Source organism: Weissella sp. LMG 11983, from assembly GCF_025908495.1.
GTDB classification, from domain to species: domain Bacteria; phylum Bacillota; class Bacilli; order Lactobacillales; family Lactobacillaceae; genus Weissella; species Weissella fermenti.
Map to the genome: position 1 here is coordinate 516,439 of NZ_JAOZFD010000002.1, position 24,520 is coordinate 540,958.

23 protein-coding genes and 1 pseudogene are annotated in these 24,520 nt (G+C 45.2%); 1 reads left to right on the forward strand and 23 read right to left on the reverse strand.

What is annotated here, in order from left to right; genetic code table 11:
• Nucleotides 1–13 precede the first annotated feature (13 nt).
• On the reverse strand, nt 14–2,032 hold the full coding sequence (gene parE, locus OIT45_RS12150; protein WP_264340104.1) for a DNA topoisomerase IV subunit B: 2,019 nt from the start codon (nt 2,030–2,032) through the stop codon (nt 14–16).
• Nucleotides 2,033–2,257: 225 nt separating this feature from the next.
• Here parE and plsY point away from each other — a divergent pair, with 225 nt between their 5' ends.
• The gene (gene plsY / locus OIT45_RS12155) at nt 2,258–2,887 is read left to right on the forward strand and encodes a glycerol-3-phosphate 1-O-acyltransferase PlsY (RefSeq protein WP_199404473.1); all 630 of its coding nucleotides are present in this window, start codon (nt 2,258–2,260) and stop codon (nt 2,885–2,887) included.
• 120 nt (nt 2,888–3,007) lie between these two features.
• Here the strand turns inward: plsY and OIT45_RS12160 are convergent, their stop codons facing one another.
• The 22 genes and pseudogenes from OIT45_RS12160 to rbfA all read right to left on the reverse strand — a co-directional run bounded on the left by OIT45_RS12160 (nt 3,008) and on the right by rbfA (nt 24,495).
• On the reverse strand, nt 3,008–3,889 hold the full coding sequence (locus tag OIT45_RS12160; RefSeq protein WP_003607892.1) for an aldose 1-epimerase family protein: 882 nt from the start codon (nt 3,887–3,889) through the stop codon (nt 3,008–3,010).
• 128 nt (nt 3,890–4,017) lie between these two features.
• A complete protein-coding gene (gene xerC / locus OIT45_RS12165) occupies nt 4,018–4,938 on the reverse strand; it encodes a tyrosine recombinase XerC (protein WP_199404472.1) in 921 nt (306 codons plus the stop codon).
• A 2-nt stretch (nt 4,939–4,940) separates the two neighbouring features.
• Nucleotides 4,941–7,061, reverse strand: a complete 2,121-nt coding sequence (gene topA / locus OIT45_RS12170; RefSeq protein WP_003607894.1) for a type I DNA topoisomerase — start codon at nt 7,059–7,061, stop codon at nt 4,941–4,943.
• Between the two features lie 140 nt (nt 7,062–7,201).
• On the reverse strand, nt 7,202–8,059 hold the full coding sequence (dprA, locus tag OIT45_RS12175) for a DNA-processing protein DprA (protein WP_199404471.1): 858 nt from the start codon (nt 8,057–8,059) through the stop codon (nt 7,202–7,204).
• A 48-nt stretch (nt 8,060–8,107) separates the two neighbouring features.
• Nucleotides 8,108–8,872: a ribonuclease HII gene (locus OIT45_RS12180; protein ID WP_264340105.1), complete on the reverse strand. Its 765-nt coding sequence runs from the start codon at nt 8,870–8,872 to the stop codon at nt 8,108–8,110.
• Nucleotides 8,859–9,737, reverse strand: a complete 879-nt coding sequence (gene ylqF, locus OIT45_RS12185) for a ribosome biogenesis GTPase YlqF (protein WP_087044439.1) — start codon at nt 9,735–9,737, stop codon at nt 8,859–8,861. Before ylqF ends, OIT45_RS12180 begins: the two co-directional genes overlap by 14 nt.
• Nucleotides 9,738–9,782: 45 nt before the next feature.
• Entirely contained in the window at nt 9,783–10,004 is a 222-nt protein-coding gene (locus OIT45_RS12190) for a YozE family protein (protein ID WP_003607899.1), read from the reverse strand.
• On the reverse strand, nt 10,004–10,618 hold the full coding sequence (locus tag OIT45_RS12195) for a YpmS family protein (RefSeq protein WP_087044437.1): 615 nt from the start codon (nt 10,616–10,618) through the stop codon (nt 10,004–10,006). The genes OIT45_RS12190 and OIT45_RS12195 overlap by 1 nt, the downstream gene beginning before the upstream one ends.
• Before the next feature lies 1 nt (nt 10,619).
• Complete coding sequence (locus OIT45_RS12200) at nt 10,620–11,504, reverse strand: GDSL-type esterase/lipase family protein (protein WP_199404469.1); 885 nt, start codon at nt 11,502–11,504, stop codon at nt 10,620–10,622.
• A gap of 85 nt (nt 11,505–11,589) precedes the next feature.
• A complete protein-coding gene (locus OIT45_RS12205; RefSeq protein ID WP_003607902.1) occupies nt 11,590–12,435 on the reverse strand; it encodes a DegV family protein in 846 nt (281 codons plus the stop codon).
• Nucleotides 12,436–12,598: 163 nt separating this feature from the next.
• Entirely contained in the window at nt 12,599–13,465 is an 867-nt protein-coding gene (locus OIT45_RS12210) for a DegV family protein (RefSeq protein WP_003607903.1), read from the reverse strand.
• 17 nt (nt 13,466–13,482) lie between these two features.
• Nucleotides 13,483–14,721, reverse strand: coding sequence for an MFS transporter (locus tag OIT45_RS12215; RefSeq protein ID WP_199404468.1), 1,239 nt, complete (start codon nt 14,719–14,721; stop codon nt 13,483–13,485).
• A 2-nt stretch (nt 14,722–14,723) separates the two neighbouring features.
• A pseudogene (locus OIT45_RS12220) lies at nt 14,724–16,005 on the reverse strand (alkaline phosphatase family protein).
• A gap of 10 nt (nt 16,006–16,015) precedes the next feature.
• Complete coding sequence (locus tag OIT45_RS12225) at nt 16,016–16,432, reverse strand: MarR family winged helix-turn-helix transcriptional regulator (RefSeq protein WP_003607907.1); 417 nt, start codon at nt 16,430–16,432, stop codon at nt 16,016–16,018.
• A gap of 76 nt (nt 16,433–16,508) precedes the next feature.
• Entirely contained in the window at nt 16,509–17,162 is a 654-nt protein-coding gene (locus OIT45_RS12230; protein WP_264340106.1) for a copper homeostasis protein CutC, read from the reverse strand.
• 146 nt (nt 17,163–17,308) lie between these two features.
• Complete coding sequence (locus OIT45_RS12235; protein WP_003607909.1) at nt 17,309–19,021, reverse strand: NFACT RNA binding domain-containing protein; 1,713 nt, start codon at nt 19,019–19,021, stop codon at nt 17,309–17,311.
• A gap of 24 nt (nt 19,022–19,045) precedes the next feature.
• The gene (ribF, locus tag OIT45_RS12240; RefSeq protein ID WP_199404467.1) at nt 19,046–19,987 is read right to left on the reverse strand and encodes a riboflavin biosynthesis protein RibF; all 942 of its coding nucleotides are present in this window, start codon (nt 19,985–19,987) and stop codon (nt 19,046–19,048) included.
• Nucleotides 19,988–20,112: 125 nt separating this feature from the next.
• Nucleotides 20,113–21,246: a DNA/RNA non-specific endonuclease gene (locus tag OIT45_RS12245; RefSeq protein WP_199404466.1), complete on the reverse strand. Its 1,134-nt coding sequence runs from the start codon at nt 21,244–21,246 to the stop codon at nt 20,113–20,115.
• Between the two features lie 93 nt (nt 21,247–21,339).
• On the reverse strand, nt 21,340–21,654 hold the full coding sequence (locus OIT45_RS12250; RefSeq protein WP_071707312.1) for a PTS sugar transporter subunit IIB: 315 nt from the start codon (nt 21,652–21,654) through the stop codon (nt 21,340–21,342).
• Nucleotides 21,655–21,802: 148 nt separating this feature from the next.
• Nucleotides 21,803–23,023 (reverse strand): NAD(P)/FAD-dependent oxidoreductase, encoded by a 1,221-nt coding sequence (locus tag OIT45_RS12255; protein ID WP_199404474.1) that lies wholly within the window; start codon nt 23,021–23,023, stop codon nt 21,803–21,805.
• A gap of 130 nt (nt 23,024–23,153) precedes the next feature.
• Nucleotides 23,154–24,065, reverse strand: a complete 912-nt coding sequence (truB, locus tag OIT45_RS12260; protein WP_071707316.1) for a tRNA pseudouridine(55) synthase TruB — start codon at nt 24,063–24,065, stop codon at nt 23,154–23,156.
• A 73-nt stretch (nt 24,066–24,138) separates the two neighbouring features.
• A complete protein-coding gene (gene rbfA / locus OIT45_RS12265) occupies nt 24,139–24,495 on the reverse strand; it encodes a 30S ribosome-binding factor RbfA (RefSeq protein ID WP_003607916.1) in 357 nt (118 codons plus the stop codon).
• Nucleotides 24,496–24,520: the final 25 nt, after the last annotated feature.

Below are 24,520 nucleotides of genomic sequence, written 5' to 3' on the forward strand. Positions count from 1 at the left end.
TTTCAAATCCCTTCTAGTCTTGCCAAGTCTCAATGACTGGCGCAACAAAATCATCTTCAGCCTCTGCTGTCTCAGCAACATCTGCATCATCTTCTAGCAGCGTGTTTCCTTCTTCAGCCAAGGTAAAGGCAACATTGGCTTCAATCCACTTACGACGTGGTTCAACCTTATCACCCATCAACGTTGTTACGCGCTTTTCAGCCAACATAGCATCGTCAATTGTGACACGAATTAGTGTACGTTGGGCAGGATCCATTGTCGTTGCCCAAAGTTGCTCGGCGTTCATTTCACCAAGTCCCTTGAATCGTTGCAATGTGTATCCGCGGCCAATCTTCTTTTCCGCTTCAGCCAATTGTAAATCCGTCCAAGCGTATTCAATTGACTGCTTCTTACCAGTTCCCTTACGCAACATGTATAGCGGTGGCAAGGCAATGTAAACCTTACCAGCGTCAATCAATGGGCGCATGTACTTGTAGAAGAACGTCAACAAAAGTGTTTGAATGTGTGCACCGTCATCATCCGCGTCAGTCATGATAATAACCTTATCGTAATTAGCGTCATCAACGTTAAACTCAGGTCCAACCCCAGCACCAATCGTATAGATGATGGTTGAGATTTCTTCGTTCTTCATAATGTCAGCCAACTTGGCCTTTTCCGTGTTCAAGACCTTACCACGCAATGGCAAAATAGCTTGGAACTTACGGTCACGTCCTTGCTTAGCTGACCCACCGGCTGAGTCACCCTCAACCAGGAACAATTCATTTTGGGCAGCATTCTTAGATTGGGCAGGCGTTAGCTTACCTGATAGCAAGCGTTCCGTCTTACCCTTCTTCTTACCTGAACGGGCTTCTTCACGAGCCTTACGGGCAGCCTCACGTGCTTCACGGGCACGCAACGCCTTACGAATCAAGCTTTGTGAGAATTCACCATTCTCCATCAAGTAGAAACCAAGTTGTTCGGAAACAACCCCATCCACGATTGAACGGGCTTCAGGTGTTCCCAACTTGTCCTTGGTTTGACCTTCGAATTGCAACAGTTCTTCTGGAATACGCAAAGAAATAACCGCTGAAAGACCTTCACGGACGTCAGAACCTTCTAGATTCTTGTCTTTATCCTTCAACAAGTTAACCTTGCGAGCGTATTCATTAAACGCCTTTGTCCAGGCTGAACGCAAACCAGCTTCGTGAGTACCACCATCTGGCGTGCGCACATTGTTGACAAATGACATCGTCGTTTCTGAATAACCGTCATTGTATTGGGCAGCAACTTCAACCTCGACACCTTGGGCAAACCCATCAAAGTACATGATGTCGCCTAGTGTGTCTTTGTCTTCGTTCAAGTAGCTAACGAACGCCTTAATACCTTCTGGGTAGTGGTACTCTTCAGAACGTTCTTGACCAGCGCGCTCATCCGTCAAGGTAATCTTGACATCACGCAACAAAAAGGCTAATTCGCGCAAACGTTCGGCCAATACGTCGAAGTTATAGATTGTCGTTGAAAAAATTGCAGGATCTGGCTTAAACGTCACCGTTGTACCGTTTGATTCCTTTGTTTTCCCCAACTTGTTCAACGTACCGTCAGGATGACCACCGTTAATAAAGTGCTCTTGGTACTTTTGACCGTCACGTACGATGGTAACTGTTAGGCTCGTTGACAAAGCGTTAACAACTGATGATCCAACACCGTGCAAGCCACCAGATGTCTTGTAACCACCTTGACCAAACTTTCCACCAGCGTGTAGCACTGTCAAAATGACTTCGGGGGTTGGCTTTCCTGAAGCGTGCATTCCGACGGGCATACCACGACCGTGATCGACAACCGTAATCGCGTTGTCGGCATGAATCGTCACGTTAATTTCATCACCAAACCCAGCCAACGCTTCATCGACTGCGTTGTCAAAAATTTCATAAACTAAGTGGTGCAAGCCTTTGCCATCAGTTGAACCGATGTACATTCCTGGTCGCTTGCGAACCGCCTCCAATCCTTCAAGGACTGTAATGGAATCATCCGAATAAGTATTCTTGTTTGCCATGGACGCTTCCCTTCTTGCTTTTTTTAATCTGTCGTCTTACGTGAAAAATTTCTTTTTCAAAGCGTTCCGTTCTTCATAATAGCCCAACAAAGGCTCTAGTTGCAATAGTGTTAAATAAATTTAAAGGTAACTGGTGTTTCAATCGTGGTAATATATTAACTGTTCTGTTATTTGAAACAGATAGCAATTATTCTATTTAATACTATTTTATAAGGAGTATTCATCTTGACGATTTTTCATTTTGTCATAAGTTTTTTGTTGGCCTACTTTTTTGGATCTATGCCATTCGGTTATTGGATTGGCATGTTGTTCTATAAGAAGAACATCCTAAAGCTTGGCTCAGGAAACATCGGCACAACCAACACTTTCCGTGTGTTAGGTACCCGTGCTGGTGTCGCCGTACTACTACTTGATATCTTCAAGGGATCAGTTGGTGCCCTAATGGCGTACATCTGGGGACCGGCGCCCACTTGGACAGTTATGGTTGTCGGTCTTGGCGCCATCCTCGGTCACACCTTCTCAATGTGGATTGGCTTCAAGGGCGGTAAGGCCGTTGCAACCTCAATGGGTGTGCTATTGATGTACAACCCAACGATGTTTGTAATTGCGTTTGCGATTTTCCTAACCGTTATCTTGCTAACCAGTATGGTATCAATGGCTTCAATGATTGGGTTCACCCTGGTTACGTTGCTATCAATCTTTTGGTTGCACGATTGGTTGTTATCAATTATCGCCTTCGCGTTGACGATTTTCGTCTTCTACCGTCACCGTGAAAACATTGTCCGTATTAAAAACGGCACAGAATCAATGGTTCACTGGGGACTTGGTTACTGGCGCAGCCAATCAAAAAACTAACCACAACTATTCAACACAAGCACAGCTACAACTCGTAGTTGTGCTTTTTATTATGCACCCTGTGTCAATATCATAATAAAAAGCCCTGCTATCAAATAGCAAGGCCAAATAAATTGCTAATTAGAAAAATGTTAGCGAGTATGAACCCGTGAATGTTTGGGCTGGTGCAAGTGTATTAATACCAAATTTGTGACGCAACTCACCGTCGGCATCAACCGTGTCCGCAATTCCCCACCATGGCTCAATCGCCACAAAAGGTGCTTCCTTGGCATATGGCGTCCAAATACCAACATACTTGGCGTTTTGGATGTGCATCGTCACCCCGTGTGATTCGTTCAACTTTGCCAAAACGATTGAAACGGGATTTTGATCCAAGCGCAAGATAATTGCGTCATCCTTGTAGTCATCACGACGCAAACGCAACGGAATACGTGAGTCAAACGTTGATTCCAAGTTATTGTCCAAGTATGGACCAACCAGCTTTGCACGTTGATACTTACGTTGTGGCTCAACATTGATGTAGTAATCCGTGAACTTCTCCCCCTCTTCAAGTGGGGCCCGGAAGCCGGGGTGTCCACCAACCGAGAAGTAGATATCATGCGTGTCCGTGTTCGTTACAACGTACGCAATTCCAAGCGTATCTTGCTCTGTTAGACGGTACAAAACGTCAAATTGGAAGTGGAATGGATAGATTGAAAATGATTCGTCATTATCAACAAGTCGGAAGCGGGCCGTTGTAGCAGTCTTTTCAACCAAATCGAATTCATTATCGCGGGCAAATCCGTGTTGCGCCATAAAGTACGTCTTGTCACGATACTTGTAACGGTCACCACGAAGGCGGCCAACAACCGGAAACAAATTAGGCGCGTGACGACCCCAGAAATTAGGATCTGCCGTCCACATGTATTCCAAACCACTTTCCTTGTTCGTAACGCTCGTTAATTCAGCCCCCATTTCTGAAATAACGACCGTAATATTATCATTCTCTAACTTGACTGACATGCCACTCTGCCTCCTGTAAGCGTTTTCCAATATGTCAATTATAACAAATTCGAGCATGCTTTTCTATTCAAGAACCATGAAAAATGTATGCAAAAAAAGAGGCTTACCTGTGTAAGCCTCTTTTTCAGTTACTCAGTTGCACGTGGGAAAAAGTCACGATAACTTTTCTGCAACGCATCCGTTGTAACGTGAGTATAGATTTGCGTGGTGCTCAGACTGCTGTGACCGAGCAATTGTTGGACGGTACGCAAGTCAGCCCCGTTATTCAATAAATCAGTGGCAAACGTATGCCGGAACATGTGCGCCGACACAACCTGTGTCAGCCCCGCTTTTTTGGCGAGCTGTTTCAGGATATACTCAATCCCACTCGTCGTCAGTGCTTGTCCGCGTTGGTTCACGAATAAGGTATCGTGTAGTGTGTCTGATTTTGCCAGTAAGGCCGGCCGGGCATCGGCTAAATAAATCGCCAATGCATCAGCCGCATATTGACCATACGGCACAATACGCGTCTTATTTCCCTTACCAGTAATCGTGATAATACGAGCTTGTTGGTCAATCATCCCCAACGTCAGCCCTGCAACCTCAGAAACACGCGCCCCGGTACCATACAAAATTTCAAGTAACAAACGGTTTCGTATGCCTAAGAGACTGGTGTCCCCCATCACAACTTCAAACAGCTTGTTCAACTCTTTTTCGTAAAAATAACGTGGCAAGTGGCGCCCCGCCTTCTTCAGTTGTACACCAGCAAATGGATTACTGGCCACAAATTCATTACGTTCCAAGAACTGATAAAAGGCACGCAGCGAACTCACCTTACGAGCAATCGTCCGACTCACATCACCCTTTTCATAAAGGGCTGATAAGTAAACGCGTACATCATATTGATCAACGGCTGTAATATTGACCGTCTCCTGATCTCCGGTCTCAATTAAGAAGCGTTCAAACTCATTAATATCTGATCGGTAAGCTTTTTGGGTGTCATCTGAATACTGGCGTTCAACACGTAAGTAGTCCAAAAACAACCCGGTTAATTTCGCCGTATCTGCCATCCTTATGCCTTCTCAGTTTCTTGCTTCTCAGCCTTGTCTGAAGCTTCTTCGTCATCCTTTGGCGTTGTACCGTCGGCACGTGTCTTTTCAGTTGGCTTGTCCCATGACACAAAGTCACAGTCTGGGTAACGTGAGCAACCGTAGAACGTACGGCCACGCTTGGTCTTGCGTTCAACGATTTGTCCGATACCACACTTAGGGCAACCTAGACCGATTTCTTCAACAATCGTTTGCGTGTTACGGCAATCAGGGAAGCGTGAACAAGCGTAGAACTTACCATAGCGACCCATCTTTTCAAGCATCGGTGCGCCACAGACATCACAGTTAAAGCCGGCCAAACGGTCCTTCAAGACAATCTTTTCCATCTCAACTTCAGCCTTTTCAAGCTCTTGTGAGAATGGCTTAAAGAAGTCATCAATGACCTTCACCCAGTTTTCCTTACCGTTTTCAACGTTGTCCAAATCGGTTTCAACTTGGGCGGTAAACTTAATGTTCGTGACATCAGGGAAGAATTCTTGCACCGTATTTTGGACTAATTCACCCAATTCAGTTGGCACAAACTTCTTCGCATCAATACGAACGTAACCACGCTTTTGAATCGTTTCGATTGTGGCAGCATACGTTGATGGACGACCAACACCATTCTCTTCCAGCGCCTTAACCAAAGCAGCTTCGGTATAACGGGCAGGTGGTTGCGTAAAGTGTTGTTCTGGTGACGTCTTTGCCATTTGAACCAAATCACCTACTGCTAGTTCAGGCAACTTGTTATCCTTCTCCTTGGCAGCTGGGTAAGCCTTAGTAAATCCAGCAAACTTGGTCTTTGAACCATTCGCACGGAACATCACACCGTTTTGCTCAATGGTAACAGCCATCGTGTCTAAGATTTCTGGCGTCATTTGACTAGCCACAAAACGTGACCAAATCAATTGGTACAACTTGAATTGATCATTCGTCAACTTATCCTTGATTGAAGCTGGTGTGCGGAAGACAGATGTTGGACGAATTGCTTCGTGGGCGTCTTGCGCACCTTCCTGCTGCTTACCTTGTACCGGCTTAGTTGCCGCATACTCAGCACCGTATTCTTCATGGATAAATGTTGAAGCGTCAGCCTTGGCGATTTCAGAAATACGCGTTGAATCAGTACGCATATACGTAATCAATCCAACACTACCTTCTTTGCCACCCAAGTTGATACCTTCGTACAATTGTTGCGCAGCCATCATTGTCTTACGCGTACGGAAGTTCAATTGTGTGTTCGCCGTTTGTTGCATTGTTGATGTTGTAAAGGCCGGTTGTGGGTTACGCTTGCGTTCCTTTGCCTCAACCTTCGTGATATCAAAGTCACCCTTTTGATCAAGGCGCTTCATGACATCTTGGACAGCATCATTGTCTGGCAATTCAGTCTTCTTGCCATCGACACCGTAAAAGACAGCCTTAAACTTCGTCTTGTCCTTCTTGAATTCTGAATCCAGCGTCCAGTATTCATCTGGTTGGAAGGCTTGAATTTCGTTTTCACGAGCAATAACCAGCCCCAACGCAACGGATTGCACACGTCCAGCTGACAAGCCCTTCTTAACCTTCTTCCACAAGATTGGTGAAATAGAATACCCCACCAAACGATCAAGGACACGACGTGCTTGTTGTGCATCAACCAAATCCATATTGATCTTACGTGGTTGCTTGAAGGCATCCTTAACAGCATCCTTAGTAATTTCATTGAAGACAACACGGTTTTCGCCGGCGTCTAAGTCCAAATCAAGAATGTGTGACAAGTGCCAAGCAATCGCTTCACCTTCACGATCCGGGTCGGATGCGAGGTAAACGTGCTTAGCTGCCTTGGCTTCTTTCTTTAAGCCCTTAATCACATCACCCTTACCGCGGATGTTAATGTACTTAGGCTCATAATTATTTTCAATGTCGACACCCATCGTTGACTTTGGCAAGTCGCGGATGTGACCAATACTTGCAACGACCTTATAAGAACTTCCCAAGTACTTTTCAATCGTCTTGGCCTTTGATGGTGACTCAACGATAACTAGGTTCTTCTTTGGCTTAGCCTTTGACTTGGTCTTTGAAGCCGTCGCACGCTTCTTCGCTGGCTTTTTTTCAGTTGTTTCTGCCATATGCGTGGACCTCTTTCTTTCAAATTTATTGTTTTCTACTATATATAGTAAGTATTATGCTTTAACAATTATGTACTATACACTACCAGTCTAGACTTTGACAAATAACAACCGTTTCGTATGTGCACCGTTTAACAAATTCAGAAGGAATTTTTGATAATATCTGCGGGTGTTAATGCCGGTATTGCACCACCTGCAATTAACGCATTTGTACCGCTTGAAAGCATCGTATCAATTCGGCCCGGTACTGCATAAATATCCCGATTCGCAGCTAACGCCAGATTGGCCGTGATAAGTGAACCAGAGCGATTTTTTGCTTCCACAACCAGGCATGCCGCACAAAGTCCAGCGATAATCCGATTGCGTTCTGGAAACTGATGTTTAGCCGGTCCGACCCAGGGCAAATACTCCGACACAACAACGCCTGCTTCAACGACTTGGCTTTGTAAGCCGTCGCGACGACGCGGATACGCAACCTCGAGGCCCGTCCCGATGACACCAACCGTCGCCCCATGGTGCGCAAGCGTTTCACGATGCACAGCTTCATCGATACCGGTCGCTAACCCAGATATCGTAATAATGCCAGCTTCCACAAAAGCTGGCACAAAGCCTTTAACAATTTGTTCCCCATACGATGACATTTCACGGGTGCCGACAATCGCAACACCCGGATAGCGCGCAAATAAAAAATTCCCTTGATAAAACAAAACCACTGGTGGGCAATCAATTTCAGCTAACCAAGTTGGGTATTCTTCGTCAGCAATTGTGACGTAGTGGGTCGTTTTAAGTTTTTCGAACTGCCGTGTCGCAATATCTGATTGGCAAAAAACACGACTACTAGCACGCTGTTGTTGTGGCACACCTGCCAATTGGTGCACCTCTTGGATCGACAACTCGTTTAAGCCATGCACCACCATGTACTCCCACACCCGCGTTCTACCAACGATCCCAACTCCTGGGACAAGTAATAACCATAATAAAAAATCACGTTGTTTCATAGCACCCTCCTAGTAAGAAAGAGTTGCAACAACGTGATTTTTCCATTTTTAGTCTAAATAATTTTTAACCGGCGCAAACGTTTTACGGTGAATTGGGGTCACTCCGTGCGCTGCCAAGCCAGCCAAGTGTTCAGCCGTACCATAGCCAGCATTATGTTCAAAGCCGTAACCAGGGTAATCGACCGCGTAGGCCGCCATCAATTCATCACGAAAGTTCTTCGCGAGAATCGAAGCCGCCCCAATCGAAATACTGCGGTCATCCCCTTTAATTAGCTTTTCTTGTGGCAACGGCAAATCAACTGTCATCGCATCAATCAACAGCCCGTCAACTTGTACTGATAGGTTTTCAATGGCTTGCTTCATCGCCACGCGTGATGCCTCATAGATGTTAATATCATCAATTTGTTCAGCATCAACAACCCCGAACGCGTAAGCCACAACTTTATCTTTAATATCTTGATCAAGTGCCAAACGCGCCTTTTCAGACAACTGCTTTGAATCATGCACTGCACTTAAATCAAATAAATCGTCAATCACCGCAGCTGCTGCGACAACCGGCCCAGCTAATGGTCCACGACCGACCTCATCAACCCCCGCCAAAACAAGACCATTCTGCCAGGCGTCACGTTCAAATGTTAGACGCTCCGAAAAAGCCTTGGCTTGTTCAGCCTGTTTGGCCAGTCGTTTGTCATAACTAGCTAACAGTTTTTGGACACCAGTCCGTTCGTCTGTACGCCAAATAGCCAACTGTTCGGGCGTCACATCGCCTTGCAACGCTGCCTTAATAGTCGCGATGGTTTCAGGCTTGGTCATCTTGTACAACTCCGATGTTGTCCTCAGGCATTTCAACCGTGTATTCACCCAACTTACCACGACGCAAATCAATCAACAAACGTTCTGACGCACGGTCGTAGTCGTCCTTGAAGCCAAGCTTTTGCGTGATTAGCAACAACAACTCAACGTCCGTGTTATTCTCCCAAGCGTCTTCTGGCAAGTGATAACGCGCAATAATGGCAGCTGGGTTATACTCACGCATGAACTTTAACGTTGCCAAGGCAATATCGTCTTGGTTAATCAATTGATCCTTGATGGCACCAGTCATTGCCAAGTGTTCACCAACACGTTGGTCCTCAAACTTTGGCCAAAGCACACCTGGTGTGTCCAATAGCTCCAAGTTTGTTGGTGTCTTCAACCATTGCAACTTCTTCGTGACACCTGGACGGTCACCAGTAATGGCAACATTCTTCGTCACCAAGTGGTTCAAAAGCGTTGACTTACCAACGTTTGGAATACCAGCAACCAACGCACGGATTGGCTTGTCCTTAACACCCTTTTCTTCTAGGGCAGCCCACTTGTCAGCCAACACCTTACGGGCAGCCTTCGTCATGATTTGTGGCGTCTTGTGACCACGTGTGTCCAAGGCCACAACTTCCATCCCCTGAGCCTCGAAGTACTTCTTCCAAGCCTTCGTGCGTTCTGGGTCAGCCAAGTCAGTCTTCGTCATAACCAACAAACGTGGCTTTTGTCCCAAAACCTCGTCTAGTTCTGGGTTACGTGATGAAACTGGAATGCGGGCATCAACCAATTCGAACACGATATCAACGTACTTTAAATTTTCGCGCATTAGGCGAAAGGCTTTGGCCATGTGACCAGGGAACCATTGGATAATTTGAGCCATAATGTTCTTCCTTTCGGTACTTTATGTATGACGGCATGAACCGCCTTAATCTTCTGAAGCTAAGTAGCGCGTCCACGCTTCGTCAAACACTGACATGCTGTGTAGGTAAGACGCGTTTTCTTCTAAGTAGCGTGACAATTCATCAAAGTCTTCTGCTTGCTTAGGAAATTGTTGGTCGTAAAAGGCCGCATTCGCAAACGTCTGAACTTCATCAAAGGTCATCGGATTACGTTGGGTCATCAACCATGAAAAAAATGGGCGTCGCATTATTTGCTATATCCTCCACGGAATAAAAACTTGTCCTTAGCCGGATCAATCGTCACCGCTTTCACGCGCATGCCCTGCACTTTCGGCGTTTTTCCGAGATCAATCAAAATTGTTTGTTCTGATGTGTCGATGGTCAACCACTTTGGTAAATCGACCATGTTACCAAGATACCCCATAACATACTTAACAGGCAATGGTAACTGGCCAACCGCAACTGACTTGGCGTGTAGCAAAATACCGCCATTCTTAGTCACTTCAGGCACCATCTTCATACCAAAATCAACGTTTTGCCCCAGGAGCTTGTACGTACCATACACCATCATCCCAGACTTTGTCATCTCAAAACGGAATTTGTCTTTCAATGCCGGATCATTATTTAGGTACTGCTCAACAAGGGCGTTCAGTTCTTTACGATCAACCGCAACTGTAAATGACGCTTGGCCAATTTGTGGCTTTGTATCAGTCACCTCAGTTCGATCTTGTGGTAACAGAATCAGCACAATCACCAGTGCCACCAAAGCAACCAATGTGATACCAATTCCAGTGATAATTCCTTGGACACGTTCACGAGATGGCATTACCACTCCGAAGCGTGTCACTTTACGTGGTTCCATACTACTTCTCCAACCAATCTTCAGTGTGCTTTGCCATTCTCTTCACCAGCAATGCACTCATTTTGTCATATCCTTTATCATTTGGATGATAGTGATCAAGCGTTGTAATATAATCATTCAACTCTTTATCACTCTTGCCATTCAATGTATCCGTGACCATCTCATTATCCAGTGAGCCACGATTTGCTTTTTCCGCCTCCGCAACTAACTTTTTACGGGCAGCTGGTGTTTGGTATTGACCAAACGTTAGTGTATTAAATGTTGACACATAATACACACGATCATCAGCCGAAGCTAAATTAGCATTAATGCCATTATAAATTTTGACATCCTCATTCAAATCAGAACGATTAGCCAGATAAACATATAGTGGATTGTAATTACCGAATAAGAATATGGGTGCGTCAGAATTTTTCTTTTCGAGATAATTGATGAGTGTCGTTAAGTTTTCAGTGTAGTCCGGCATACTAGCGGTGACCTTATCCGTGACTGCTCGCTCGGACTTCGCAAAAATCGCTTTAAACAGCGTTTGTTGCAAATCATTACCGCCAACCGTCATGACTAACACATCGGCGGATTTAATGTCTGAAACAGCCTGTTTATTCTTTTTAACACGCTTCAATATTTGATCTGAGCGATCACCAGCTTTACCATAGTTAGCCGTCTTAACTTTAACATCATACTTATCTGCCAACAATTTCGCCGTGCGCTTGGTGTAACCTTGTTGCTTCGTGGTGTCACCCACGCCTTCTGTCAAGGAATCACCAACCGCCACCAATTTAACGGTTTGCTTGTTAGCAGCATAAGCCGGCACGCTGGCACTCAAAGTTCCGAACCCTGCCACTAACAAAAACGTCGCGACCATCACTTTAAATTTGCGTTGCACGCTGCTCACCTCCTTAACAAAGCTCCGACTTACTATTTTACCATAGAAAAAGCGTTCCGCCCGGGGACGAAACGCCATTTTTTTGCTACTTTACTTGGTAACTGAAACCAATTGCACCAGCACCAGTGTGCGTTGACACAGTTGGTGACGTTTGTTGCACAACAATCTTGATATCCGGGAAGATTTCGTTAACCTTATCCGCCAATTCTTGTGCCTCAGCCGGAATACCAGCATGAGAAATACCAATTGCTTCGATACCGTTTGGTGCAGCTTGCATTTGCTCAACAATGCTCTTCAAGTAGGCACGCGTTGACTTAGCACCACGCCCCTTAACTTCAACATTGATGTTACCTTGCTCGATGTGGGCACCAATCTTGATGTTCAAAACACCAGCAATGAAGCCAGCTGTCTTTGACAAACGGCCACCTGCAACCAAGTTATCAAGGTTAGACACTGTCAAATACAATTGCGTGTTATCGTGAACGCGCTTGATTTCTGCCAAGATTTCTTCCTTTGAAGCGCCTTCAGCGGCCATCTTAGCAGCTGCCAGCACTTGGAAACCAAGGGCACGATCGATAAAGTCTGAATCAAGGACCGTGATGTCACCATCGACCATCATGGCAGCTTGACGAGCAGCGTCAGCCGTACCTGACAATCCCTTCGTCAAGTGAATCGAAATGATTTGCACATCATCTCCGACCAATGACTCATAAACTTCTGTAAAGACACCCAATGAAGGTTGTGACGTTTGTGGCAAATTTTCAGCCGCCGCCATCTTATCCATGAATTCAACCGGTGACAATGTCACACCATCTTGGTAGACCGTGCCATCAATCATAATTCCCAAAGGAACTACCTTTACATCGTATTGTGAAACTTCTTCTGCCGTCAACATTGCTGTTGAGTCAGTGACAATTTTAACTTGGGCCATGTTCTTAATTCCCCGTTTTTGTAAGTAATTTAATGATACCTCATTATCTCATTTTAAAGTTGATAATTCAAGGTTCTCAAGTGGCAAAACATGTTATCTAGTGTTATGAACTAGATAGAAAAGGCAGCTGTCGATTAATGACAACTGCCGTTAAAAACCGTATTTAGATTGAATCCGGCTCGCGAATCCAAGCCAACGCCAAGGCACCAGCACCCAAGTGAGTACCGATAACCGGTCCAAAGTACGTCAATTCAATTGGCATATCTGGGTGACGTTGTTGCAAGTCTTCGCGCCAGGCTGCTCCCGCTTCTTCAGCGTTTGCATGAATGACCATCGCACGCAAAGGATACTTTGACTCTGCACGGGCTTGATCAAACAACTCTTCTGCACGAGCCATCGCCTTCTTCATTGAGCGCACTTTTTCGAATGGCACAATGTAATTTGATTCATTGTCAAATGTCAAAATAGGCTTAACCTTCAACATCGTTCCGATAATCGCTGACGCATTTGACAAGCGACCACCACGAACCAAGTTTTGCAAATCATCCACAATGAAGTATTCGTCCATCGTTTGTTGCAATTCATCCATCGTCGCAATGATGTCAGCAGGTTCAGCACCGGCTTGAGCCATTTGTGCAGCTTTCATGACCAAGTGGCCCATCAAACGTACGGTAATCTTTGAATCGTAGCCGTAAACAGTAAAACCGTCCACCGCATCAGCCAAGCCAGCCACAGTGTTCACCGTACCTGAAATCGTTGATGCCAAGTTAACAACGATTGCACCGTCGTAACCATCAGCCTTCAAAGATTCAAACAACGTAATCCACTCCCCAACAGCCGGTTGTGACGTTGAAGGGAACGTTTCTGACGTTGCCAATTTTTCATAAAATTCAGAAGTGGTCAAATCAACCCCTTCGCGGTAAACCGTACCATCGATAATCACCGGAATTGGCATTACCTTAATGTCTAGCGCAACCACTTCATCTCGGCTTAGATAAGCCGTTGAATCCGTTACAATCGCAATCTTCATCTCAAAATCCTCTCAAATTAATTGTTAGTTGTAATGTTCTTTGGCAAACGCACAAAAATAATCAAGCCAATTACAAACAGAATTGATAGTGCGCCAGCAGCAAACTGCACGCGTCCCGTCACCTGTGATACGATTCCAAAAATGGCTGGTCCAATAATCGCCGAAAACTTTCCGAAGATATTAAAGAACCCGAAAAACTCACTACTACGTTCCTTGGGAATAATTTGTCCCAAATATGAACGTGACAAGGCTTGCATGCCGCCTTGTGATGAGCCGACACCAAACGCCAGCAACCAAAATTGATTAGGGTGATTAATAAAAATTGCAAATAATGTAATACCGATATAAATCAGCATCCCCATAATCAAGATATTACGATTACCAAAGCGATCGGCTAACCAGCCGTACACAATCGAAAATGGAAAGGCAATTAGCTGTACTGCCAATAAGACAACAATCAGTTGACTACTTGGAATACCAATTGCCAACGCAAATGAAGACGCCATCGTGAAAATGGTGTTCACCCCGTCGATATAGAAGAAATAAGCCAATAGGAATCCTGACAAAACAGGATAATGGCGCAAATCACGAATCGTTTCAGCCAAACGACTTACTGCCGCGCGGACCGGATGGTCATTTGCTGGTAAAGCATACACCTGGCGCACATTCTTAACGAATGGCAAAGTAAATGCAAACCACCAAACGGCTGACAACACAAACGCAAAAATGACAACGCCGTGCGCTGAAAGGAAACTTCGTCCAATCATGAAAATAATGAATGGCACGAGGCCTCCTAGGTACCCAAACCCATACCCGGCCGAACTAACCCGATCCATTCGGCTCGGTGTCGTAATGTCCGTGATGTAACTGTCGTAAAAGACGTTAGCAGATGAGTACCCAACAAATGATAACACAAAGACTGCTAACAATAACAAAAGATTGTCAGCTGGCACGGTTGCTAAACCGAGTGTGCCGACAATCCCCAATGCCGTAAAAATATAAAACAAGCGGCCCTTCATGCCTTGAAAGTCTGCCAAAGCACCTAAAATCGGTGCCAAAACTGCTGCCGCAAGTGTCGCAACAGAATTTGCATAGCCCCAATAGGCAGTTGCGTGGGTCGCTGAAATGCCACCATTCGCCGCAACGGACGTCAACCAAATTGGCAACACCGCTGTGACTACAATGATACCGTACCCTGAGTTCGCCCAATCGTAAAAGATCCAGCTCCACTCGGTTTTATTAAAAAGCTTCTTCATTCTTACTCCTTAAACGCCTCGTCAATCACATGACCATCAGTTGGCGTATTAAATTGTAAGCCAAGCAACTTAGCCATCGTTGGTCCTTCTGACGTCAAATCAATATCCAACGTCAATTCTTGACCGGCCTCAATATCAGGTCCGTTCAAAATAAGGGTCGTTGTCTGGGTGGTAACCGTGAGTGCCCTTGTAGCGGTCCACTTCACCACGTTCCAACATCTCGTTTGTCACTTCTTCAACCACGGCTGGTCGACGAGTTTCATCAGTGAAGTAGTAACCCTTTTGAGCTTCTACCATCAATGAAGCTTCTGGGTCGGCACCGAATTCGACCAACTCGCTGTGATCATAAACGGCCTTAACACCTTCAACTTCACTGACCATCTTTTGTACTTGTTGCAAAAGGCTGGCATCTTTCAAGTAAACGTACGTCGCCCCGTCAGTGTGCTTAGCAAGTACTTGCCAATTACGAGCGACACGACCGTTGTGCGTTGCACGAAGCCAACCACGATCAGCAAACAACATGTTCAAGTGAATCATCTTTGACACGTTCATTTGGTAGTGGTCACCCAACACCATAAAGTCCGTATCTTCGAAAATACCCGCATCCTTTGTTGCTTGAATCAAATCACCAACGTGTTGATCCAAACGATCCAAGGCATCCCAAGCTTGTTGTGTGCGAACACCATAGCGGTGACGGTGCGAATCCATGTCCACCAAGTAAATCAACGTCAAGTTTGGCTTCTTTGTCTTGATTGTATCAACCGCAGCTGCCGTGATGAAATTATCCAGTTCAGGTTGTTGAATACCCTTACGCAAGTGACCAAACTTACGATCCATTTGCAACAAGAACAATGGTGAACTGGCGCGTAGTGACGTTGTATATTGATTTGTCCAAATACGATTTGGGAAAATCTCAGCAATATTCCAATTAATCTTAGCGCCAGCCGTTACTGGCCACAAGAAAGCAGCGGTTGTCAGTCCAGCTTCACGCGCCAAGTCATACACTGTTGGCACCTTAATGTGCTTTGCGTACCAGAACCGATCGGGTGATTCACGTTCTGGTTGCATCAGCGTCGCATTAACCACGCCATGGGTCTTTGGATAAGTTCCTGTGATGATTGACGTGTGTGAAGGATACGTAATTGAGGGATAAACGCCCTTAACTTCCTTAACCCACGTACCACCTGCGATTAAACTTGCAATGTTTGGCAAAAATTGCAATCGTGCGGCCAAATCCGCGCTTCCAAGTGCGTCCAAAGAAATTACAACTGCATGCTTCGCCATGCTCTTCCTCCTACATTTGCTTACTCAATGAGTTTTCCAAACGATTTAACAAAATACGGGCCATGCTCTTCTCTTCAGCCGACCATAATTTAAAAATCGTTTCCTCATAATGGGTGTGTTGTTGGTTGACAGCCGTCAACACATCGCTCCCCTTAAGCGTTAATTCATAAATCAATTGACGACGATCACGGCCTACCGCAATGTTTGATACCAATTCTTTTTTCAACAATGAGCTCAATTGACGAGACAACGTTGAATTATCCAAGCCAGTTTCCTCAGAAAGCTTATCTTGGGTATCAAATCCTTCTGAGACATGGTTTAACAATTGCCATTCAGCAATGGTCACACCTTGCTCTTTCGTGATTCTCGTTAAAATGGATTTATATTGTTTTTCGGTATCGCGCAATGCTTCTAAGACAGTTTTCATGCCGGCCTCCTGATTTAACTAACTAATTATACGCTTTTTGTATTACACATGTGGGACAAAAAGCCTGCACTTACGTTTACAAAGTGGTTGTCGCAACTAATGCAACGATTTTTGAGCCATGTAATTCAGAAACATGCAGCTCGTCTGCAAGCCAACTTGCATTTTCAAACGTCACTCCGCCACCCGGCAAAATTGTCAATCCTGCCGGTGCTTGGGCAATGGTATCCTTCAAATGACTAACCGTTTCAGTAATCGGTTGGGCTAAATCACCACCGTGCGTTAATACTCGCACTACACCGTAGTTTGCCAGCCAGCGTAAGGCTTGTTGCTGGCATTCCGGCTTAATGTCGTCAAAAGCCATGTGATACACAACTTGCATCGGTTGCGCTGCCTCGAGTAGCTTTACCATGCGGTCACGGGCTAAACGCTTTTCTTGATCAACAACCCCAAATGTCACCATTTTCACGCCCAAAGCTCGGAAATGAATTAATAAATCGCGCATTGCGTTGATTTCAGCATCTGAGTAATCAAAATCACCACCACGTGGGCGAACCATGACAACCAAGTCTACGTTAGCATCATGGGCCAACTTCACGGCAGTCGCAACCGTATTATCATCTGGTGTAATACCACCTAAGTCTAGTCGACTATTTAATTCAACGCGATCCACGCCAGCGGCGATTGCTGCACGCATTGTGTCCAAATCAGCTAAAGCAATTTCTTTAATCATGACGCACCCTCCTGTATTCTAATTCCTATTTTACTAAAAATGGGACAACGATTACAGATTTGCATTCCTGGTTAAGAGACCCTTAATGTTTGCTAGACAATAAAAGGCCGGATTACAACGAATCCGACCTCTGATGATGGACTATTTTAATTTTGTGCTTGCGTCGGCTTGTTTTGACGTAGCTTTTGAACCATCGCAAAGTCCGGTGTCACCGCCATCGTTGTTTGACCTTCAAAAATAACAAAACCAGGCTTTGAGCCATTGGGCTTACGCAAACGACGAACCGGTAAATAATCGACCGGTACATTGGCTGAATCACGGGCCTTTGAGAAATAGGCCGCTAACATTGCACCCTCAAGCAATGTTTCCTCAGAAGGTTCAGCGTCGTGAATAATCACGTGGGAACCAGGAATATCCTTGGTGTGCAACCAGATATCAGACTTTGCCGCTGTCTTCATAGACAAGCGTTCGTTTTGCAAGTTGTTCTTACCAACTTCAATCAACGTGCCATCCGTGGCATAGAACTTCTCAGGTTGACTCACTTGTGGCTTTTGCTTCTTCTTGCTTTGCACGCGCATGTAACCTTCTTGAATCAATTCTTGGCGAATTTCCTCGATATCCTTTGGTGATGCAATATCGATTTGGGCCAACAAGTTCTCAAAGTAATCCACTTCTTCTTGTGCCATCGCAATTTGCTCATTTAGGTACTTAACAGACGTCTTCAACTTGTTGTAGCGTGTAAAGTACTTTTGCGCATTTTGAGATGGACCGATTTGGTTAGACAACGCGATCTTCAAAGGCTTGTTGTCGTCATAATAGTTTGGCAACTCAATTGACGTCATACCACGCTCAATTTGGTGCATGTATGTCGTCAACAACTCACCCTTAATCTTGAATTCATCAGCGTTATCGGCTGCATCCAATTCGGCTTGTTGCTTCTTAATTTTCGTCTTGTTCTTCTTCAACTCATTACGAACCACACGCAACACAACCGCTGCTTGCTGTTGCACACGGTCACGCTCTGACTTCTCAGCAAAGTAACCGTCCAACATTTCACTAAGCGTTGGATATTCCACAATGTTACCAGCTAACGTCATCCAATCGAATGGTGCGAAATCAACACCCTTCTCAGTTGAAATCAAACGTGGCGCTGGCTTATCAAAGTGAGCAAACCAATCTTGTGCCAACTTCATCGCATCGCCATCTTGTTGCAAAACAGTTGCTAATTCCATCGCTGAATCACGGGCGAATCCTTGGAACGTGTGTTGAATTCCCTTAGCTAAATCAGACACATCCGGGTTATCCAAAATCAAATTTGCCAAGCCATCCAACGTCTCATATGGGTTCACCACATCTTGCTTAGGTGGCATGACATACGTACCACCTGGCATCAACGTACGGACACGGTTTTGGTCTGCTGGGACGTGCTTAATCAAATCCAAAATGCGTTGCGTTGGATCATCAATTAAGAACAAGTTTGAGTGGCGACCCATCATTTCAAGAATCAAAGATGTCTTCTCTTCATCACCCAATTCATTGCGTCCTGACGTCGTGAACTTAATCATACGGTCGTTCGCAACTTGTTCAACGCGCAACAATTGCGCACCTTCCAAGTGCTTGCGAAGCATCATGGCAAAGTTAGGCGCCGTTTGTGGGTTAGTGTACTTAATACGTGAAATTTGGGCGCGCGCAAATGAAGGGTGCGCACTCAAAAGGACTGGATAATTCGTACGATTATTACGAATCACCAAGAAAATTTCATTTGGATAAGGTTGGTGAATCTTCATAATGCGACCACCAGCCAATGTTTCATTCAACTCTCGCACCATTGCGTGCGTAAAGAGACCATCAAAAGACATGATTTGTCCCCTTTCTTTTTTCGATTAACGTTCTGCTAAAAAGCGACGTGAGACAGATTCATCATCTGCTAGCTTAGCAATTAGACCAGCCATGCCATCAAACTTCATCTCGCCACGAATATAGTGGTGCCAGCGAACTTTAACATGTTCACCATAGATTTCAGTTGCAAAATCAAACAAGTTAATTTCAACGGTCTTAGGACGGTTTTCACCAAACGTGACATTATAGCCAATTGAAGCCATGCCACCATACCATTGATTGCCAACTTGTAGTTCAACCGTGTAAACCCCCACGCCTGGCAGGCGCTCACCGGGCGTTGTCTCGATATTGGCTGTTGGATAGCCCATTTCGCGTCCACGCGCTTCCCCGTGAACGACAACACCCGTCGTTTCGTATGGTTGTGTCAGAAGAACGTTCAATTCGTCCACACGCCCAGTATCAACTAATTGACGCGCGCGGGTTGAAGCACCTTCTTCGCCATCCACATCAACGCGGGCTACCTCGATCACATCAAAACGTCCTTGCGCATACGCTGGCAAGTGAGCCATATCAGCTGCTGCGTCACGAGCACCATAAGTGTGGTCAAAACCAGCTACCACTTCTTGGGCATGCAACCCAACCATGTATTGATCAACAAAATCTTGTGGGGCTACCTTAGCTAACGCCGATGTAAAGTTCACAACGTACGCGATATCCACACCAAGTGACGCTAACAACTCAAGCTTGCGCGGCAACGTTGTTAAATAAGTGAGTGGGGCATCATGTGTCTTAAACACGATTGACGCATGTTGATCATAAGTCAGCACCGCCAACTTCACCCCACGACGTTGTGCTTCAACTTGTGCGCGCTCGATAACCGCACGGTGACCAGCATGAACGCCATCAAAAAATCCCATTGCCAATACAACTGGCTCATCAGCGATTTTCTCATTATCAAATGGGTGATGTAATGTCATAACTTCCATTTCAACTGCCCTCACATCCAAAAATTTCAATGCCCTTATCATACCATAAAACCCCGCACTAGGCGGGGTTTAGTCAGGATTAGTCTTGATTTAACGCCATTTATAAATGAATGAACGTTTATTTATTATTCTGTCAAACTGTGGCGCTTACCAACTTGAATTGCTTCGTTTTCGGTCATTTGCACCACATTATTCAGGTTCGTATTTGATGGCATGCTCCCAGTACCGTACCAGTAAACCTTACTCGTACCGCCTCCCGTCACATAAACCATACGGTCGCCCTGCCCTGCTTCTTGCTGTTGCGCAGGTTGTGCTTCAGGTTGAGTTGATTCGACGACTGGTGCAGCTGCAGCCTTTTCGACTGTACCGGTTGCCATTCCTGTCGCATAATCAATCGTTGCGTTTGGACTGACATTGGCAAGATACACGACAGTTGCACCACCATTACCACTTGTCTCGTGTTGTGAGCCGAAACGAATTTCAATCGTTTGACCGTTTTGGTCATAACCCACATATGCTAAACGCACCTCACGTGGCAACAATTCGTCACCTGAATACAACGGTGTTACTTGATAATCCAAACGGTAATTTGGGTGCAAGGCCAACCAGTTGTCCAGTTGATTCTCATAGTACAACATACTATCTGAGTTACCTTGATCCATACCAGAATAGTTGCCTGAATTCATCCAGGCTGTCTCTGGTACCAAGTTACGGGGCTCATCGTTCAGCCCTGAAAATTGGTAACCAACCAAGTGACCACGAGCCATTAACCAAGCACTCTTTGCACCATCCCCATAATACATCTTGTAATTGTGCCAACCGGCAGGATTATATGACAATCTTGGCGCACGCTTAGCTGTTGGCTCTTCATCGTTTGACAATTGAATGTGGCTATCAACTGCACGACGCAAATGATCGAGTGGTTGCATCACCATTTGGCGTGATGTTGCATACGCTAATGGTTGTTGCACCGCACCTGTTAAACCATGATCATCAGCCTTTGCCAATCCCTTGGTAGCATCACTTGCTTCAGATTTACTCGTTGAACTCGCAACTGAAGACGACTTCTCAGTCGACGCTGCCGAAGATGAAGACTTCTTTGACGAAGAGCTTGAAGATGACTTCTTTACAACTTTATGCGACGTTACCGATGAAGATGATGTCGTATCAGCTGATTCACTATCTGAACCACCGCTAAACGCACTGATGCCCATCAGTGCCAAGATAACAATTCCAGCTACCTTTAATTTCTTACCCATATACCTATACTCCTTATGCATTTTTGCATAAGCTAAGTATACAGAAAAACGCCCACTAAATGCGGACGTTCATAAAATGGTCACATTATTGTCTTAGTTACGTTCTGAAGCAAGGGCTGCCTGTAGAATAGCTTCACCCTTCATCATGCCGTAATCCATCATATTGATATCTACCACTGGGTAATCAGCCCCGTACTCTTCCTCATAACGAGCGTGCATGTACTTCACTTGTGGTGCAATCATAATCACGATTGGTTGATCCTTGGCAATTTGGTCACGAGCAGCCATGTCAGCAACACCAACTGTTGAGACATCCAAGCCATCCTTTTCAGCTGCATCGTTCATCTTGTTAGCCAACATTGAAATCGACATACCCGCTGCGTCAACCAATACAATATGCTTCGTCATAATCATTACCCCAAATTCTTATCTTCTCTATATTGCCTAAGCACCATATAATGATAGCGCTTTCATTAGTTAAATTGTAAATCACGCACAAATAATAAGCAAACAAAAAGAACTAACCTAGCGCACTAAGTTAGTTCTTTACACATTTTTAGTGATACAAATCAAAACGACCCTTTGATAGGACTTCCTTCATCCCACCAGTTTCCATCAACGACTTGTTCATGATAACCTTCTTCAACATTGAAGCTGGGTATCCCTTGACCTCGTGATCAGTACCCACGACACCAATGGCGCTGGTATTACCAATTGAGCAAACCGTTCCCAATGACTTATAACTAAACTCCGTCAATTCGTAATCCGTAATGTCTGCAATCACGTTCTTAGCGGCAATTTCACCCATCACCAAGGCCAATTGGGCTGTTGTTGGCAATAGTTGCTCACTCTCTGGATCAATCGCTGTGGCGACGTCACCGACCAAGTAAACATGACTGTCTTCCGGATCTTGCAAGTAACGGTTCACTGAATTACGGTTTCGCTTTCCCGTGTAACCCGAATCGGCCATCACGTGTGAACCACGGACACCGGTCGTCCAGATAATCGTGCCGGCGACCACTTCGCCTGGCACACCCGTTTGACGATCTGAGTACTTCAATACGCCCGGTTCAACAGAATCAATCCCCTTACCAGACTCAATTACTGCCCCGCGTCCACGCAAAACGTCAATCCCGTAGTTAACCAACTTTTCTGAGAAGACACTTAACGGACGTTGGGCGCCGTCAACCGCCATAATTTGAATTTGGTTTGGCGCAGCTCCCGCAATTTCAGCATACTTATCTCGTTGCTCAGACAAAGCTCCCAACAATTCAACACCTGTAAAACCAGCTCCGGCTACCACAATATGCAAGTGGCGTGGGTCGTTATCTTCGCGGTAAGCATGCATTTCGTCTTCAATATGTTGATAAATACGTTGCGCTGATTCAACTGAATCCATTGCCAACGCGTTTTCTTGCACGCCTGGAATACCGAAGTCTTCTGACTCGAATCCCAGCCCAACAATCAAGTAATCATATGACAATGCATCATGGTTAGCCAATTCGACCCGACGTGCTTGCTTATCGATTTTCGTCACCGTATCTTCCACAAAATACGTCATCTTATCATCAACAACGTGATCAATTGGATACGTGATTCGGTCGGCATCCAATGCACCTGCTGCAACTTCATGCAAGTCTGTTGCTTCGTAGTGGTATGGGTTGCGATCAACTAGCGTAATCTCCAAAAATGAGGCGTCGCCACGCTTTTGCAACTGACGCAACGCCATCAAGCCGGCATAACCAGCCCCCAAAATGACAACTTTTGTCTTTTCCATCATATTATCCCCCAATAATATCAATTATTCTTACAAGTAGAATACTGGCTAAATATGAATATTTTTAACATGAGCCCTTATCCTACACAAAAAAACGAGTCCGCGTAAAAAACGTGAACTCGTTAAAAGATTATTCAATTGAAAATGTTCGGAATGGGCGGTATTGCCCCTTATCCTCACGCCACTCAAAGACTGATTTCACATCACCATCGTGGGTAATCACAATCTTCTCATCAATTGGTTCATGCACATTCTTTGGCAATCCGATACCATTCTTTACCTTTGCCCATTGTTCATCAGTGATTGCCACATGTGGATAATGAGCAACCGCGCTACCCAATGGTTGCAACCAAGCATCTACATTACCACTCTCGTCCATCATCGCTTGGATGTCGGCCAAACTGTGGGCTTGTGACAAGTCATAGCCACCCGCCTTTTGACGTGTTAATTGGCTCATAACCGCTGGCACGCCCAATGTCTTACCCAAATCAACGGCCAACGTACGGATATAAGTTCCCTTAGAAACTTCAGCCACAAACGTAAACTTTTGCGTCCCATTCTCGGCATCGAATGTCGTATCAGAAGTACGTTCAAAACGATAGATAGTCGCATGACGTTCTGGTCGCTCAACTGTTTCACCAGCACGTGCATACTCATAAAGACGCTTACCATTCACCTTAACTGCAGAAAACATTGGTGGAATTTGAATAATGTCACCCGTTAGCTTAGCCATTGCATCAGCAATTTCTTCATCGGTGAACGGACGCGTCAATGGTTGTGATTCAACCACTTCACCATCCAAGTCTTCCGTGGTTGTCGCAAAGCCGAAGGTCACTTCACCAGTGTAAATCTTACCTGACTCTTGCAGAAATTCGATTGTTTTCGTTGCCTTACCCAAAGCTACTGGCAAAACACCATCAACAGAGGGATCAAGCGTACCTGCGTGCCCAATCTTCTTCATGTGCAAAATCTTGCGGAGCTTAAACACCACATCGTGTGACGTCATTCCGGTCTCTTTGTAAACTGGCAAAATACCATCCATGATTCAGTCCTCAATTCTCATTTAGTCTATGTATGAAAATAGCGACCCATCACAGGTCGCCATTCTCTAAATATTAGTCGTTTTGGTGCAATTGACGAATCAAATCATCAATCTTGTTACCATATTGGACAGATTCGTCCTTAACGAACTTCAATTCTGGTGTCTTGTAGATTTGCAAGCGTGAACCCAATTCCTTACGAATCAAGCCAGTTGCAGCTTCCAAACCAGCAGCTGCCTTTTGATTAACAGATGCCAACTCAGACAAGACACTGTAGTAAATCTTTGCTTGTTGCAAGTCACCGGTAACTTCAACACCAGTAACCGTCACACCTTCAACACGTGGGTCGCGGATGCGCTTAAGCAACAAATCGTTCACTTCACGTTGGATTTCTTGTTCAAGACGTCCAACACGGAAATTTTGTTGTGCCATTCTTAGCTCTCCATTTCCTGAGGGA